Raw genomic sequence first — 14,421 nt, 5'->3', positions numbered from 1 at the left:
TCGGGTGCGTAACAGCTTTTCCGTCTGAAGGGATTCACACCATGGCCACCACGCGCACGGCACACACGGTCTGGGAAGGCGAACTGCTCAAGGGTTCGGGCACCGTCACCTTCGACTCCTCCGGCATCGGTTCGCAGCCGGTCTCCTGGCCGTCCCGCGCCGAGCAGGCCAATGGCAAGACCAGCCCGGAGGAGCTGATCGCGGCGGCTCACTCCTCGTGCTTCTCGATGGCCCTCTCGCACGGTCTGACCGGCGCGGGCAACCCGCCCACCCGGCTGGAGACCAAGGCCGACGTCACCTTCCAGCCGGGCGAGGGCATCACCGGCATCCACCTCAGCGTGCGCGGCGAGGTGCCCGGCCTGGACGCCGAGGCCTTCGGCGAGGCCGCCGAGAACGCCAAGAAGAACTGCCCGGTGAGCCAGGCGCTGACCGGCACGACGATCACGCTCTCGGCCGAGCTGGTCTGACCGCGGTGACGGCGGGATCCCGCCGTACCGCGTGAGGCGCCGTGGCCCGCACCTGTTCACGTACCGAGGGGTACGTACTACACACGTGCGGGTCACATCCCTCTCCGCCGGCAGGGAGTCGCCTCATGGCCACGACACGACGTCAACTGCTCGCGAGCACCGGCGCGCTGGGCGCCGGAATCGCTTTCACGGGCGCGTTCTCCGAACTCTTCGCCGGGACCGCCGCCGCGCGCGGCCGCCACGGCCACGGTCCGCTCGTCCCCGACCCGGCCGGTCTGCTCGATCTGCCGCAGGGCTTCTCGTACACCGTCCTCTCCCGCGAGGGCGAACCGCTGCTCTCGGGCGAGGGACCGGTGCCCGGCCGCCCCGACGGCATGGCCGCCCTGCCGGGACGCCACGGCCGGGTGCACCTCGTACGCAATCACGAGAACCGGCACACCTCCCCGCTCGGCGTGCCCGCCGTCGAGGGCCTGACCTACGACCCGGCCGCCCGGGGCGGCTGCACCGCCCTGGAGCTGGACGCCCGCGGCCGGGTCCGGGGCGAGCGGGTCGCCGTCGCCGGGACCGCCGTCAACTGCGCGGGCGGACCCACCCCCTGGCACACCTGGCTGACCTGCGAGGAGAACGAGGACAGGGCCGGGACCAACGGCTACACCAAGGACCACGGCTTCGTCTTCGAGGTGGACGGCGCCGATCCACGCCGCACCGGGGCCGTCCCGCTGACCGCGCTCGGCCGCTTCCAGCACGAGGCGGTCGCGGTCGATCCGCGCAGCGGGACCGTCTACGAGACGGAGGACGCCTTCCAGCGGCCGTTCGGGCTCTTCTACCGCTTCCTCCCGAACCGCCCGCTCGGCGGCACGGGCTCGCTGCGGGCCGGCGGGGAGCTTCAGGCGATGCGGGTCCCCGGGGTGCCGGACCTGTCGGCGGTCGACGAACCGGGCGTCCGCTTCGAGGACGTCCGCTGGATCCCCGTCCCGGACCCCAGGGCCGCGCGGACCCCGATCCGGCTCCAGGACTTCGGCCCGGGCGGCGTCACCCACGCCCAGAAGCTGGAGGGCTGCTACTGGGGCGGGCGCTCGGTGTACTTCGTCTCCAGCTACGCCCGCAGCGGCGAGGGCTCGGCGGGCGACCACTCCGGCCAGGTGTGGAAGTACGAGCCGGAGCTCCGCCGGCTCACGCTGGTGATCGTCTTCGGGCCGGACACGGACGTCGATCTGCCCGGGGAGTCCCCCGACAACATCTGCCTCGCCCCCGGCGGCGGACTCATGGTCTGCGAGGACGGCGGCGGCGCCCAGCACGTCTACGGGCTGACCCGGCACGGCGAGGTCTACCCGGTGGCCCGCAACCGCCAGAACACCGGGACGCCCGAGGCCCCCGAGTGGGGGGAGTTCGCCGGGGTCGAGTTCTCGCCGGACGGGACGACGATGTACGTCAATGTGTACCGGCCCGGGACGACCTTCGCGGTCACCGGGCCGTGGGACTGAGACGCCCTCGGCCCGGCGCCTCCGCCCTAGCTCCGCGCGCTCGCGAGCAGGGCGAAGAGGTGCGGGATCCGGGGGGAGGCGTCGGGCAGCCGCCACCAGCCGCTCGCGGTGCGTTCCATCTCCGGCCAGCGCGGCCAGGGAAGCTCGTCGTACTCCCGTAGCCGTTCGATCCCCAGACCCGCCCCGATCAGCGCGTTGACCACCTCGTCCAGGCCGTGCATCCACTCGTAGCAGTCGGTCTCGCCCTCGACGGGCGGGCCGTCGGTGTACGTGTGCGTCGCGTCCCGGAGCACCGCGCCCCGGCCGCCGAGGTAGTCGTGGCGCAGCAGGAGTTCGGAGGTGTCGCCGGGGGCGGGGGTGGGGCCGAAGGAGTTGAGGAGGGGGTGGAACTCCACGATGTAGAGCCGTCCGCCGGGGCGGAGCAGCCCGGCGACGGTCTCGGCCCACCTCGGCAGATCGGGGAGGTAGCAGAGCGCGCCCTTGCCGGTGTAGATCAGATCGAACCGGCGGTCGCCCAGGGCCTCGGCCGCGTCGTACACATTGGCGTGCACATAGTCGACGTCCAGGCCCGCCCCGGCGGCGATGTCCCGGGCCGCGGTCACCGCGGCGCCGGAGAGATCGAGGCCGGTGGCGCGTGCTCCGCGCTGGGCGAAGGCCAGGGTCTCGGTGCCCAGATGGCACTGGAGGTGCAGGACGTCCCGGCCGGGCAGCTCGCCCATGTCGGCCCACTCGAAGGGCGCGAACCAGCGGGCGGGGTCCGGGTCTTCGTCCAGCCCGTAGAACCGGCTGGCCAGGTGGATGGGGGTGCGGGCATCCCAATTGGCCTCGTTGGTGCGCATCTTGTGGGAGAGGTCGGCGGCGGCGGCTGGTTCCGTTGAGTCGCTCATGGGGCCATCCAACCGCGTGTCGGCCCGTCCCGGCACTGCCCAACACCCCCGGCGGTGCGCGCTCCCCCCTCCCGGCCCGCCCGACGCTTGATGCCGGACCCGCGCCACAGGGGCCCCGACCAGGCAAGGCCCGAACACCAGGAGACGGGCACACCCGGGGCTCCGCCCCGCCCCCGCGCCTCAAACGCCGGCGAGGCTGAACTTGCACACCGCACCGCAGACGGAGGCGCAGCCGGGATTGCACACCGCACCCGGCGACCGAAAACAGACCCGCACACCCAGCCCGTCCGGCGATTGAGGACGAACCCGCACCACCAGGCCCCGTACAGGAACAAGCACCGGCCCACCCAGCCCGTCCGGCGATTGAGGACGAACCCGCACCACCAGGCCCCGCACCGGAACAAGCACCGGCACACCCAGCCCGTCCGGCGATTGAGGACAAACCCGCACCGCAGGGGCCCCGACCAGGCAAGGTCCAAGCACCATGAGACGGGCACTCCCGGGGCTCAAGCGCCGGAGAGGCTGAGAGGCTGAGATTGGAACAGGGGCCGTGCGTGGGGTCAGGTGGGGAGGGGGGTGGCGCAGTGGGAGCAGAAGAGGGCGGAGGGGGTGTCGGCGGGGCGGTCGCAGGCGGGGCAGACGAGGTTGAGGAGGCAGGCGGGCTCGCCGCCCTCGGCGGGGGCGGCGGGCCGGATGCCGAGCCCCGGCCGCCGCCGGTGCGCGGTGACGTACGCCAGCCCCGCATCCCCCGCCCTCACCCCCCTCCGCACCCCCCGCGGCAGCCACACCACGCTCCCCGCCTCCAGCCGCTCCCACCCCGCCCCCGCCTCCAGCTCCCCGCCCCCGGCGACCACGCACAACAGCACATCGAGATCGGGCTCGACATGCCCGGCCACCTCCTCCCCCGCCGGGATCCGGATGAGATTGGCGTCCAGCTGCCGACCCTGTGCCGTCAGCCGCCACAGCGCGCCGCCCCGGTCCGCGGGCGCGGCGTCCACCTCCGCCGTCCCCGCCCGAACTGCGGCGGTCGAGGGCCTCTCCATGTGATTCCTCCTGGGCGCGGGTCCGATCGGGGCATCCTCCCAGACCCCGACACCACCCCAACGCCGATCAATATGTCCATTAAATTATGGAATGATCGTATATTTTCGCTCCGTGATCATTCCTGTGCGAAGACTGACCGCTATGGCCGTCCTGGGATCCCTGCTCGTCGCCTGCGGCGGTGAGCGAGGCGCCGGCAAGGATTCCCCCGGCCCCAAAACCTCCAGCCCCGCGGCGGCGGCCGGCCCGCGCGCCGCCAAGCTCCCGGCCGTGACCCCGGTGTTCAAGCGCGGCGCTCTCCCGAAGGACGCCGACGGCGACGAGTACAGCGAGGAGACGGACGAGAGCGAGATCGAGAACAAGACGGTCGCCCTCACCTTCGACGCCGACATGACCGCCGACCAGGGCCGGCGGGCCGTGCGCGGCGAACGCTTCGACAACCCCACCCTCATCGACACGCTGCGGAGGCTGAAGGTCCCCTCGACGGTCTTCATGACCGGCCGCTGGGCCGAGGAGTACCCCGACCAGGCCAGGGAGATCGGCGCCGATCCGCTCTTCGAGGTCGCCAACCACTCCTACAGCCACTACGCGTTCACCTCGAAGTGCTACGGACTCCCGCAGGTCGCGAAGAGCCGGATGCTCGGCGATGTGAACCGCGGCCTCGCCGCGATCCGCAGGACCGGGGCGCGCAATGTGGTGCCGTACTTCCGCTTCCCCGGCGGCTGCTACGACGAGAGCGCGCTGCGCGCCGTCGCCCCGGCCGGGGTGACGGCGGTCCAGTGGGACGTGGTCGGCGGGGACGCCTTCGCGACCGACGCGGAGGCCGTCGCCGAGCAGGTGCTGGAGGAGGTGCGGCCGGGCTCCGTGGTCGTGCTGCACTGCACCCGCAGCGCGGCCCCGGTCACCGAGGAGGCCATCCGCCTGATCGTGCCCGAACTGCGCGACCGCGGCTATCGCACGGTCAAGGTGTCCGAGCTGATGAAGCGCGAGCGCTGAACGGGCCCGCTCACCCGGAGCAGGCCGTGCGCTGGGCCTCCTGCCACTCGCAGACCGGGCAGAGCGTCACACCCTTGACCGACTCCGGATACTCGGTGGGCTCGCGGCAGAGCACGCATTCCGCGAACGGCCCCTCCCGGTCCGCCGGAGGACGCCCGGCGCCGCCGTCGGCGCCGGGCGTCTCGCAGTACGCATCGTCCATGTGTACGAGATTAGCGCGGGGCCCGGTCAGTCCGGGGCGGCCGAGCCGCGCCGGGACGTCAGCGCGCAGGCCGCCGCGACGGCGGCGGCCGCGAGCAGCAGCGCCCCGGCGAGGGCCGGCCAGGCGAACCGTACGCTCCCCGTCCGGGAGCCGGTGACCAGCGCGGTCACGGCGTGCTTGGCGGGGGATCCGGTGGTCACCAGGGCGAGCAGGGCGGCGAGCGCGGTGGCCGCGAGGGACCAGCCCCGGCCGTGCAGCAGGGGCCGGGTGCAGAGCGCGCCGACCGCCGCCCCGGTCAGTACGCAGACGGCGACGGCGAGCAGCCCGGCGGCGACGGCCTCCGGCAGCGGCACCGGGGTCCGGTCGTCGGCGCTCCGGGCCGTGCTGACGAGGGCGACCACCGCCGTCCCCGCGACCCCGAGCCCGGTCGCGCAGACCGCGGCCGCGCCGAGGGCGGCCAGATGGGCCCGGGGCGGTCCGGCCGCGGCGGCGACGACGGCGCGGGCGGCGGCGGGCTCCTGGGTCGCGCAGATCCGCACCAGCCAGGCGGTGACCGGGAGGAGTACGGCGGCGGCGTAGCCGAGGGAGTCCAGCACCGGGCGGCCCGTCTGGACGCCGATGGCGAGGAGCACCGCGTACAGCAGGAAGGGCGGCAGCCAGCGCTGTGAGCGCGCGAGCAGGGCGGTCTGATAGCCGATGAGGGCGGTCACACGGGCCTCGCCGGGGTCGAGTCGTTCGTCGGGACGGTCGCGGCGTTCGTCGTGGCGGCCGACGCGTTCGTCGGGACGTCGGTCGTGACGTCGGTCGTGACGTCGGTCGTGACGTCGGTCGTGACGGCCGGGGTTTTGGGGGCGCGGCGCTCGACCGCGTGGATGTGCCAGGGCGGCTCGGCGGCGAGCAGCGCGCGCAGCAGCGCGTCGGAGTGGGCGCCGGCCACGGTCAGCTCGGTGCCGCCGTCCGGTCGCGCGGTGTGCGCGGGCGAGCCGGGCAGTCCGTCCGGCGGGGGCGCGCCGGGCGGTCCGACGGCCACGATCCGTACTCGGCCGGCGGGCCGGTCCCGATCGGGTGCGGGAGCGGGCGCGGTGGTCAGGGCGCCGGCGGTCACCGCGTACACCGCGTCCTCGGACCCGCGCAGCCGCAGCGGGTCGTGGTCCACGAAGACCACCGTCCCCCCGGCGGCGACCCGTTCGGCGACGGCGCGGTCGAGTTCGCGGCGGGCGGCGGCGTCCAGGCCCGTCCACGCCTCGTCCAGGACCAGCAGCTCCGGCTCGGCGAGCAGCGCCTGGGCGACCGCGACCTTCTGCGCGCCGCCCTTGGAGAGTTCGGACAGGGGGGTACGGGCGTGGGCGGCGGCCCCGAAGCGCTCCAGCCGCTCGACGGCCCGCGCCCGGGCCTCCCGGCGGCCGAGTCCGTGCACCCGGCCCAGCCGGGTCAGATAGCCGAGCGCGGTGAACGGCAGGGCGACGGGGAAGCGCTCCGGGACGTACGCCGTGCGCGGCCGGCCCTCGATCCGGCCCTCGCTGGGCGCGTCGATGCCCGCGAGCAGGCGTAACAGGGTCGACTTCCCCGATCCGTTGGTCCCGGCGATCCGGACCAGTCCGCGGGGGGCGAGATCGAGGTCGATCCCGCGCAGCACCCACGGCCCGCGCAGACCGTAGCGGCGGCCGACCCGGTGGAGCCTCAGCTCGACGCCTTCTGCGGGACCAGCTCGCTGGGCCGCACGATGACGAAGCCCTCGCCCTGGAGCATCAGCTGCACGGCCTCGCCGGAGCCGCCGCGCACCATCGAGCCGAAGGACTGCGAGCGGTTCAGCGAGGTCTCCAGATGGGCGCTCCAGCCGACGACCGCGTCGGTGTCGACGCAGACCGGCTGCTGGGCGGTGACCGGGATCACGATGGGGTTGCCCTCGCAGATGATCGCGAGCTTGCCGTAGCCGGTGAAGACGCTGTTGAAGAGGCCGCCGCCGGCCGCGCCCGCGCCCTTCACCGTCTTGATCTCGTAGTTGAGGCTGGAGTCGAAACAGAGGACGTTGCGGCCGTTGACGGTGAGCGCGTCGCCCTGCTCGATGTCGATGATGAAGCAGTTCGCCGCCTCGTGCGCGAACCAGGCCTCGCCCTGTCCGCGTACGGTCATCACGGGCAGGCCCTCACCGGTGACGGCGCGCTTGAGCATGCCTCCTATGCCCTGGCTCTTCCGCTCGAACTGCAGATTGCCGCGGAAGGCGATCATCGACCCCTGCCGGGCCTGCATCTCGCCGTTGACGGCGTACTTGATCGACTTGGCGTTCTGCTGGGTCATTCCGGGAGCGGCGGCCTGCTGGGCCATGTTCTCCGAGGAGAAGAGATCGCTTTTCATGAGGTGCATATTTACCCGGAGCCGCTCGTTCCGACAAGAAAGCGCCGTGATCGCGGCATTCGGCGCAGCCCGGGCGGGCGGGCGCGGGCTGGCACACTGGCCGGGTGAGCAGCGACTTCCCCAGCACCGACAGCACTGACAGCACCCAGGGCCCCGAGGGCACCGCCGGCACCGCCGACGCCCCGGAGACCCCGAGCACCCCGGAGACCCCGGACACCCCGGGCGACGATCGCGACCGGGCTCCGCAGTTCGTGCTGCCGCTGGTGGTGCGCATCGAGAAGGACGCGCCCCCGGCCCGTACGGACGCGCTGGAGACGGCCGCCCGCGCCGTGCTCACCCTGCTCGCCGACGAACGCTCGCTCGGCGACGGGGAGTGGGCCGGGGCCGTACGGGACTGGCAGGACGCCCGGATCCGCAAGGTGGTGCGCCGGGCGCGCGGCGCGGAGTGGCGCAAGGCCTCGCTGCTGCCGGGGATCACCGTGACCGGCGCGGAGGCGGAGGTGCGGGTCTTCCCGCCCGTACCGCTGGACGGCTGGCCCAAGGAGCTGGCCAAGCTCCAGGTCTCGGGCACCGATCTGGACGATCCGAAGGACCCCGGCGAGCCCGCCGCCGGCGCTCCGGTGCTGTGGATGAGCCCCGCGGCGGCGATGTCGGCCGGCAAGGCGATGGCCCAGGCGGGCCACGGCGCGCAGCTGGCCTGGTGGGAGCTGTCGGACGCGGAGCGCGCGGCCTGGGCCGGCTCCGGTTTCGCGCTCGCGGTGCGGACGGCGGAGCCCGGGCGCTTCGACGGGCTCGCCGCGAGCGGGCTGCCGGTCGTCCGCGACGCGGGTTTCACGGAGATCGCGCCGAACACGGCGACGGTGGTCGCCGACCACCCCGCTCTGCGCCGCTGAGCCCCGGCGGGCGCTGAACGGCTGAACGGCGCGGGCCCGCGGCACGTATCTCTCGGCGGGACATCGGCTCGGGAGGCGCATTGCCGCGGTACGTCAACGGAACAGCCCTCGTCATCGCGGCGCTGGTGGCCACCGTGGGGGCGCTGGCGTTCCCCGTGTGGTCGTACGCGGACCGCTCCGGCACCGGCCGGGACCGGCTGGAGGCGGCGACGGCGGCCACCCCGTGGGGCCCGCTGTCCGCGACCGACCGCGACTTCCTGGTGAAGGTGCGGCTGGCCGGGCTGTGGGAGCTGCCGGCCGGACAGCAGGCCGTCGAGCGCGCGCCGACGCGGGCGATCCGGGACGCGGGCGACCATCTGGTGGTGGGTCACGCGGATCTCGACCGGCGGGCCCGCGAGGTGGCCGCGAAGCTCTCGGTGCCGCTGCCGAACCAGCCGAACGAACAGCAGCGGGGCTGGCTGCGGGAGCTGTCGGCGGCGAGCGGCGAGGAGTACGAGCGCCGGTTCGCGAATCTGCTGCGCGCCGCGCACGGAAAGGTCTTCGCGCTGATCGCCCAGGTGCGGCACACCACCCGGAACACGCTGATCCGGCAGCTGGCGACCGACGCCAATCAGACGGTGCTCGACCACATCACCATGCTGGAGGCGACCGGGAGGGTCGACTTCGACGCGCTCGCGCACGAGGCGGCCGAGGGGACGACGGCGAGCCCGACCGGCCCGCCCCCGCCGGACGGCGCGGCGCCGCCCGTCCCGGAGCCCGTCGAACCGGCGGCCGGCCACGCGCTGACGTCGAGGCCGTCGGCCGCGCCGACCGGGCACGCGCCGGTGAACACGGACCGGCCGGAGCCCGGTGTCAGCCCGTAGCCCGGGGCCGTGTCCCGTGGCCGTGGCCCGTGACGAGGGGGCTCGCCGCAGGCCCCCGGACGGCCCCGCACCGGCCCCTCGGGCGCGCTGCTCGCCCGCCTTCGCCGTTCGCGGGAACCTCAAATCATCCTCTGAACGTCCACCCTGTGGGTTCGGCAGCGGCCTGACGGGGTCATGACCCTTGCAGCCCGTGCCGCCCGGCGGGCGGAGGAGGGGGACATGGAGCAGCTCGGTATCGGAATCGGCTGGCGGCCGGAGATCGCGGAGGCGGTGGAGGCGCTCCCGGGCGTCGACTGGGTCGAGGTCGTCGCGGAGAACGTCTGCCCCGGCCGGCTGCCCGACTCGCTGGCCCGGCTGCGCTCGCGCGGGGTCACCGTCGTCCCGCACGGGGTGTCCCTGGGGCTCGGCGGCGCGGACCGGCCCTCGGAGCGCGGGCTCGCTGAGCTGGCGGAACGGGCCCTGGCGCTGGGGTCGCCGCTGGTGACGGAGCACATAGCGTTCGTCCGCGCCGGGGGCGCGCTCACCGCGTCGCCGCGGCTGGAGGCGGGCCATCTGCTGCCGGTCCCGCGCACCCGGGAGGCGCTCGACGTGCTCTGCGAGAACGTCCGGATCGCCCAGGACTCGCTGCCGGTCCCGCTCGCCCTGGAGAACATCGCGGCGCTGATCTCCTGGCCCGGCCAGGAGCTGACCGAGGGGCAGTTCCTGGCGGAGCTGGTGGAGCGCACGGGCGTGCGGCTGCTGATCGACGTGGCCAATCTCCACACCAACCGGGTGAACCACGACGAGGACCCGGCCGCCGCCCTGGACGCCCTGCCGCTGGAGGCGATCGCGTACGTCCATGTCGCGGGCGGCGTGGAGCGCGACGGCGTCTGGCACGACACCCACGCCCACCCGGTCGCCGAACCGGTCCTCGCGATCCTGCGGGAGCTGCGGTCACGGGTCTGCCCGCCGGGGGTGCTGCTGGAGCGGGACGACGACTTCCCGGCCGCCGGGGAACTCGCCGGGGCACTGGGCGGGGAGCTGACGGCGATCCGCGCGGCGGTCGCCGAGGGACCGCCCCCGGCGCGGGCGCGGGCGCGGGGCGGGCGCCCGGGCGGCCCCCGGAGCGGCCCCGGCCCGCGCGACGGCGTGGATCCGGCCCGGGAGCGGCTCGGGATCGCCCAGGCCGCGCTGCTCTCCTCGCTGGTCGCGGGCACTCCCGCCCCCGAGGGCTTCGACCACCGGCGGCTGGGGGTGCAGAGCCGGGCGCTCGCCGCCAAACGGGCCTCGATCGTCGCCCGGGTCGCCCCCGAGCTGCCCGGGATCCTCGGGGACGGCTACCGGCCCGCGTTCCTCGCGTACGCCCGGACCCGGCCGCTGCGCTCCGGATACCGGCGCGACGCCCTCGACTTCGCCGAACAGCTGCTGCTCGCGGGACAGCCCTCCGACGACAACGCCCGGCGTCTGCTCACCCGTTGGTGGGAGGATCGGGTCGCTCCCCGCCCGCCGCGGCGGGCCGGCCGGATCATGCGCGCCGCGCGCGCCGCTCTCGTACGGAGGTAACGCATGGTCGTCACACTCGTGTACATCCATCTCGTCGCCGTCTCCTGGTCGTTCGTACTGCTCCGGTGGCGACGGGCGATCCTGCGCGCCGAGCTGGCGGCGGCCCGCGGCGAGAGCGTCGAGGACGTGTACGAGGCGGCCTTCCTCAAGGGCGGGCCCGCGCGGGTGGTGGACACCGCGCTCGCCGTCATGCATCTGGAGGAGCGGCTGCGGATAGGCGGTCCGGGGATCGTCGCGGCGGGGACCGGGGAGCCGCGCGACGCCGTGGAGCGGGCGGTGCTCGACCGGCTGGCCGTCGCGCCGAACGGTTCGCTCGGCCAGGTGCGCGGAGCGGTGATGCGCGCTCCCGCCGTCCAGGGCATCGGGGACGCGCTCGCCGCCCGGGGGCTCATGAGACCGCCGGGGAAGCGGCCTACTGCGCTGCCCTTCCTCGGGCGGCTGCTGGCGACGCTCTCCGTGCTGGGCGTGCCCGTCGGCATCGTGCTCTCCGTCGTCCGGCCCTTCGACGAGTCGTTCGAGGTTCCGTTCGCCGTGCTGACGCTGCCCGCCGTCATCCTCGGCATCGGCGTCGGCGCCTCCGTGTCCGGCTTCGCCGACCTGAGGACCACCAAGGCCGGACGCCGGGCGCTGAAGGCCCACGAGGCGCGGCACACGAAGACGGAGGTCCCGGGCCTGCTCGTGGCCCTGAAGGGGCCGGGCGCGGTGTCGGACACGGCGCTGAGGACGGTGCTGGCGGCCGCCGCGCTCGCGCCCGTGGCGTTCGTCGCCGCGACGGCCGGCGGCGGTTCGCCGGACACCGCCGCCGCCCAGTGGTGCGGCGCGGCGCCGGGCACGAGCTGCGGTTCGGGCGACGGCGGCTCGGGCGGCGGGGACGGGGGCGGCTGCGGGGGCTGCGGCGGTTGCGGCTGCGGGGGCTGACCGCCCGGGGGACCTCCCGCTGCCGTACACCCGAAGCCCGGACCGCACCGGACCGCGCCGGACCGCCTGCCTCCGTACACCCGAACGCGCGGAACGCCGGCCCGCCGGCCCGCCGGCCCGCCTGCCCGCCTGCCGAACGCCCCCGCCGCGAGCGGCGTTCCCCGCACGGCGCGACAGCACCGCCGTACGCCCCCTGACGCACGCCGCGCGGGCGCACCGGCACGCGGCAGGGGCGCGGGGCGGGCGGAGAGGGCGTGCGGGGTGCGGGGAGGGCGCATCGGGGGCATGGGGCGCGACACCCTACGGCGGTGCTTTACACGCCCCGGCGCGCCGCGAAAGATCCTCTGACTGCCGTCGGCTCAGAGGGGAACGGGATGAGAGCAGTCGCGAGGTACGGGGCAGCGGCGGCGATCGGTCCGCTGCTCGCCGGGACGCTCGCCGCGGCCCCGGCCGCGGGCACGCCGGCGAACGCCGAGTCGCGCGGCACCGCGATCGCCGCCCGCCGGGCCGCGGCCGCGGGCGTCGGCTTCGGGAGCTGCCCCGCGTCGGAGCGGCTGCCGTCCTCCGTCGCCTGCGGCACCGTCGAGGTGCCGCTGGACTACGCGGAACCGGACGGGAGGCGGATCTCCCTGACGGTCAGCCGGATCCGGGCGACCGGCGAGCCCGGCCAGTACCAGGGCGCGTTCGTCTACAACCCCGGCGGCCCCGGGGCCTCCAGCATGTACTTCCCGCTCGCCGGCGGCCTGCCCGAGTGGAAGCGGATCGCCCGCGCCTACGACCTGGTGGGCTACGCCCCGCGCGGGGTGGGCCGGTCCGCGCCGCTGTCCTGCCAGGACCCGTCGACGTATCTCAAGGCCCCCACCCAGGCCCCGGTGCACCCCTCCCCCGCCGAGAAGCGGGAGCGGATCGCGGCGGCGAAGGCGTACGCGGCGGGCTGCGCCCGGCTGACGGGACCGGCGCTGCGCCACTACACCTCGCTCAACAACGCGCGCGACCTCGATGTGCTGCGGGCGGCGCTCGGCCAGCCCCGGCTGACGTTCATGGGGGCCTCGTACGGCACCTACTTCGGCGCGCTGTACGCGACGCTCTTCCCGTCCCATGTGCGCCGGATGGTCTTCGACTCGGCGGTCGACCCGTCGCGCGAGAAGATCTGGTACCGCAGCAATCTCGCCCAGTCGCTGGCGTTCGAGGGCCGCTGGGCCGACTTCCGCGCCTGGGCCGCCCGCCACGACGGGACCTTCGGGCTCGGCGGCACCCCCGAGGCGGTCGCCGAGAGCTACGAGCGGGCGCGGCTGCGGCTGGCGGCGAAGCCCGCGGGCGGTGTGGTGGGCCCCGGGCAGCTCCAGTCGGCGTTCCTGGGGACCGCCTACTACGACGACTACTGGGCGCCGCGCGCGAAGGCGCTGTCGGAGTATCTGCGGGGCAATGAGGAGCCGCTGATCGCGCAGGCCGCGCCCCGGCCGGAGAGCGCGAAGGGCGCGGAGAACGCCAACGCCGTCTACACCGCCGTGGAGTGCAACGACGCGCCCTGGCCGACCGATTTCGCGGTGTGGGACCGCGACAACACCGAACTCGCCCGCCGGGCCCCCTTCGAGACCTGGGACAACGTCTGGACAAATCTGCCGTGCGCCTACTGGACGGGGCCCCGGCAGCGGCCGCTGGAGGTGCGCACCAAGCGGGGCGCGCTGCCGCCGGTGCTGATCCTCGCGGCCGAGCGGGACGCGGCGACGCCGTACGCGGGGGCGAAGGAGCTGGCGCGGCGGCTGAAGGGCGCGGTGCTGATCACCGAGCGGGACGCGGGGACGCATGGCGTCGGCGGCGGCCCCAACGGCTGTGTCAACGCGCATCTGGAGAACTACCTGCTGCGCGGACAGACGCCGGTGCGGCGCGCTTCGTGCGCGCCGCACCCGGAGCCGGACCCGGTGTCGCTGGACCGGAGCGCGGCGCAGCCGAGGCTGCCGCACACCGTCTGATCTTCCGGGTCTGAGAGGCCGGGCCCGCTGGGTGCGCACCGGCCTTCGTTCTGTGAGGTGTCGCGTGGAGCGGTGTACGGGCTCAGGCGAGCCCGGCCACCAGCTCCGTGACCGACTTGCGGCGGCCCGTGTAGAACGGGACCTCCTCGCGGACGTGCATACGGGCCTCGGACGCGCGCAGATGGCGCATCAGGTCGACGATACGGTGCAGCTCGTCCGCTTCGAAAGCGAGGATCCACTCGTAGTCGCCGAGGGAGAACGACGCCACGGTGTTGGCGCGGACGTCGGGGTAGCCGCGGGCCATCTTGCCGTGGTCCGCGAGCATCCGGCGGCGGTCCTCGTCGGGCAGCAGATACCAGTCGTAGGAGCGGACGAACGGGTAGACGCTGACGTAGTCGCGGGCGTTCTCGTCGGCGAGGAACGCCGGGATGTGCGACTTGTTGAACTCGGCGGGGCGGTGCAGCGCCATGTTCGACCAGACCGGCTCCAGCGCGCGGCCGAGGCGGGTGCGGCGGAAGAGGCTGTAGGCGCTCTGCAGCTCGTCCGCGGTCTCCGCGTGCCACCAGATCATCACATCGGCGTCCGCGCGCAGCCCGGAGAGATCGTAGACGCCGCGGATCTTCACATCCCCGGCGGTGAGCCGGTCGAACAGCTCCTGGACCTCCTCGGCGTAACCGGAACGGTCCTCGGGCAGCACATCGCGCAGCTTGAAGACGGACCACAGCGTGTACCGGATGACCTCGTTGAGGTCCTTGGCCTTCTTGCCTGCGTTCGGGATCTTTTCGGGCGCACTCATACGG

At 74.5% G+C, this 14,421-nt stretch carries 15 protein-coding genes; 8 read left to right on the top strand and 7 right to left on the bottom strand.

The window, feature by feature from the left end; genetic code table 11:
- Positions 1–41: 41 nt before the first annotated feature.
- Positions 42–467 (top strand): OsmC family protein, encoded by a 426-nt coding sequence (locus ACF089_RS17315; RefSeq protein WP_392026900.1) that lies wholly within the window; start codon positions 42–44, stop codon positions 465–467.
- A gap of 125 nt (positions 468–592) precedes the next feature.
- Entirely contained in the window at positions 593–1,951 is a 1,359-nt protein-coding gene (locus ACF089_RS17310; protein WP_392026897.1) for an alkaline phosphatase PhoX, read from the top strand.
- A 26-nt stretch (positions 1,952–1,977) separates the two neighbouring features.
- On the opposite strand, the gene ACF089_RS17305 is transcribed toward ACF089_RS17310, so the two are convergent.
- Together ACF089_RS17305 and ACF089_RS17300 are read right to left on the bottom strand one after the other, a co-directional pair.
- The gene (locus tag ACF089_RS17305) at positions 1,978–2,838 is read right to left on the bottom strand and encodes a class I SAM-dependent methyltransferase (protein ID WP_392026895.1); all 861 of its coding nucleotides are present in this window, start codon (positions 2,836–2,838) and stop codon (positions 1,978–1,980) included.
- 560 nt (positions 2,839–3,398) lie between these two features.
- The gene (locus tag ACF089_RS17300) at positions 3,399–3,881 is read right to left on the bottom strand and encodes a hypothetical protein (protein WP_392026892.1); all 483 of its coding nucleotides are present in this window, start codon (positions 3,879–3,881) and stop codon (positions 3,399–3,401) included.
- A 112-nt stretch (positions 3,882–3,993) separates the two neighbouring features.
- Between ACF089_RS17300 and ACF089_RS17295 the strand changes: the two genes are divergently transcribed.
- Entirely contained in the window at positions 3,994–4,875 is an 882-nt protein-coding gene (locus ACF089_RS17295) for a polysaccharide deacetylase family protein (protein WP_392026889.1), read from the top strand.
- Between the two features lie 10 nt (positions 4,876–4,885).
- Here the strand turns inward: ACF089_RS17295 and ACF089_RS17290 are convergent, their stop codons facing one another.
- The 4 genes from ACF089_RS17290 to ACF089_RS17275 are packed head-to-tail and all read right to left on the bottom strand — an operon-like array spanning position 4,886 to position 7,432.
- Positions 4,886–5,077, bottom strand: a complete 192-nt coding sequence (locus tag ACF089_RS17290) for a hypothetical protein (RefSeq protein WP_392026887.1) — start codon at positions 5,075–5,077, stop codon at positions 4,886–4,888.
- 26 nt (positions 5,078–5,103) lie between these two features.
- Positions 5,104–5,787, bottom strand: coding sequence for an ABC transporter (locus ACF089_RS17285; RefSeq protein WP_392026884.1), 684 nt, complete (start codon positions 5,785–5,787; stop codon positions 5,104–5,106).
- Positions 5,784–6,761 (bottom strand): ATP-binding cassette domain-containing protein, encoded by a 978-nt coding sequence (locus ACF089_RS17280; protein WP_392027212.1) that lies wholly within the window; start codon positions 6,759–6,761, stop codon positions 5,784–5,786. The genes ACF089_RS17285 and ACF089_RS17280 overlap by 4 nt, the downstream gene beginning before the upstream one ends.
- Positions 6,758–7,432, bottom strand: coding sequence for an AIM24 family protein (locus ACF089_RS17275; RefSeq protein ID WP_392026882.1), 675 nt, complete (start codon positions 7,430–7,432; stop codon positions 6,758–6,760). The genes ACF089_RS17280 and ACF089_RS17275 overlap by 4 nt, the downstream gene beginning before the upstream one ends.
- A gap of 104 nt (positions 7,433–7,536) precedes the next feature.
- Here ACF089_RS17275 and ACF089_RS17270 point away from each other — a divergent pair, with 104 nt between their 5' ends.
- From ACF089_RS17270 to ACF089_RS17250, 5 genes are all read left to right on the top strand, one after another.
- Entirely contained in the window at positions 7,537–8,325 is a 789-nt protein-coding gene (locus ACF089_RS17270) for a peptidyl-tRNA hydrolase (RefSeq protein WP_392026880.1), read from the top strand.
- An 80-nt stretch (positions 8,326–8,405) separates the two neighbouring features.
- Positions 8,406–9,188: a DUF4142 domain-containing protein gene (locus tag ACF089_RS17265; RefSeq protein WP_392026878.1), complete on the top strand. Its 783-nt coding sequence runs from the start codon at positions 8,406–8,408 to the stop codon at positions 9,186–9,188.
- A 219-nt stretch (positions 9,189–9,407) separates the two neighbouring features.
- Complete coding sequence (locus ACF089_RS17260; protein ID WP_392026876.1) at positions 9,408–10,730, top strand: DUF692 domain-containing protein; 1,323 nt, start codon at positions 9,408–9,410, stop codon at positions 10,728–10,730.
- A 3-nt stretch (positions 10,731–10,733) separates the two neighbouring features.
- On the top strand, positions 10,734–11,648 hold the full coding sequence (locus ACF089_RS17255; RefSeq protein ID WP_392026875.1) for a TIGR04222 domain-containing membrane protein: 915 nt from the start codon (positions 10,734–10,736) through the stop codon (positions 11,646–11,648).
- 374 nt (positions 11,649–12,022) lie between these two features.
- Positions 12,023–13,621 carry an alpha/beta hydrolase gene (locus ACF089_RS17250; protein WP_392026874.1) on the top strand — a complete coding sequence of 533 codons (1,599 nt, stop codon included), beginning with the start codon at positions 12,023–12,025 and terminating at the stop codon, positions 13,619–13,621.
- Positions 13,622–13,703: 82 nt separating this feature from the next.
- Here ACF089_RS17250 and hemQ read toward each other — a convergent pair whose 3' ends face one another.
- Positions 13,704–14,417 carry a hydrogen peroxide-dependent heme synthase gene (gene hemQ / locus ACF089_RS17245; protein WP_392026872.1) on the bottom strand — a complete coding sequence of 238 codons (714 nt, stop codon included), beginning with the start codon at positions 14,415–14,417 and terminating at the stop codon, positions 13,704–13,706.
- Positions 14,418–14,421 lie beyond the last annotated feature (4 nt).

It is taken from the genome of Streptomyces sp. NPDC014894 (genome assembly GCF_043080985.1).
In the GTDB taxonomy this organism is placed as follows: domain Bacteria; phylum Actinomycetota; class Actinomycetes; order Streptomycetales; family Streptomycetaceae; genus Streptomyces.
Note: the sequence above shows the minus strand (reverse complement) of the source record. Positions and strands in the feature narration are given on the sequence as shown.

Excerpts from the sequence above, each read along its gene's own strand:
- ACF089_RS17315 (WP_392026900.1), top strand. The coding sequence starts at position 42 with ATGGCCACCACGCGCACGGCACACACGGTCTGGGAAGGCGAACTGCTC.
- ACF089_RS17310 (WP_392026897.1), top strand. The coding sequence starts at position 593 with ATGGCCACGACACGACGTCAACTGCTCGCGAGCACCGGCGCGCTGGGC.
- ACF089_RS17305 (WP_392026895.1), bottom strand. The coding sequence starts at position 2,838 with ATGAGCGACTCAACGGAACCAGCCGCCGCCGCCGACCTCTCCCACAAG.
- ACF089_RS17300 (WP_392026892.1), bottom strand. The coding sequence starts at position 3,881 with ATGGAGAGGCCCTCGACCGCCGCAGTTCGGGCGGGGACGGCGGAGGTG.
- ACF089_RS17290 (WP_392026887.1), bottom strand. The coding sequence starts at position 5,077 with ATGGACGATGCGTACTGCGAGACGCCCGGCGCCGACGGCGGCGCCGGG.
- ACF089_RS17275 (WP_392026882.1), bottom strand. The coding sequence starts at position 7,432 with ATGAAAAGCGATCTCTTCTCCTCGGAGAACATGGCCCAGCAGGCCGCC.
- ACF089_RS17260 (WP_392026876.1), top strand. The coding sequence starts at position 9,408 with ATGGAGCAGCTCGGTATCGGAATCGGCTGGCGGCCGGAGATCGCGGAG.
- ACF089_RS17255 (WP_392026875.1), top strand. The coding sequence starts at position 10,734 with ATGGTCGTCACACTCGTGTACATCCATCTCGTCGCCGTCTCCTGGTCG.
- ACF089_RS17250 (WP_392026874.1), top strand. The coding sequence starts at position 12,023 with ATGAGAGCAGTCGCGAGGTACGGGGCAGCGGCGGCGATCGGTCCGCTG.
- hemQ (WP_392026872.1), bottom strand. The coding sequence starts at position 14,417 with ATGAGTGCGCCCGAAAAGATCCCGAACGCAGGCAAGAAGGCCAAGGAC.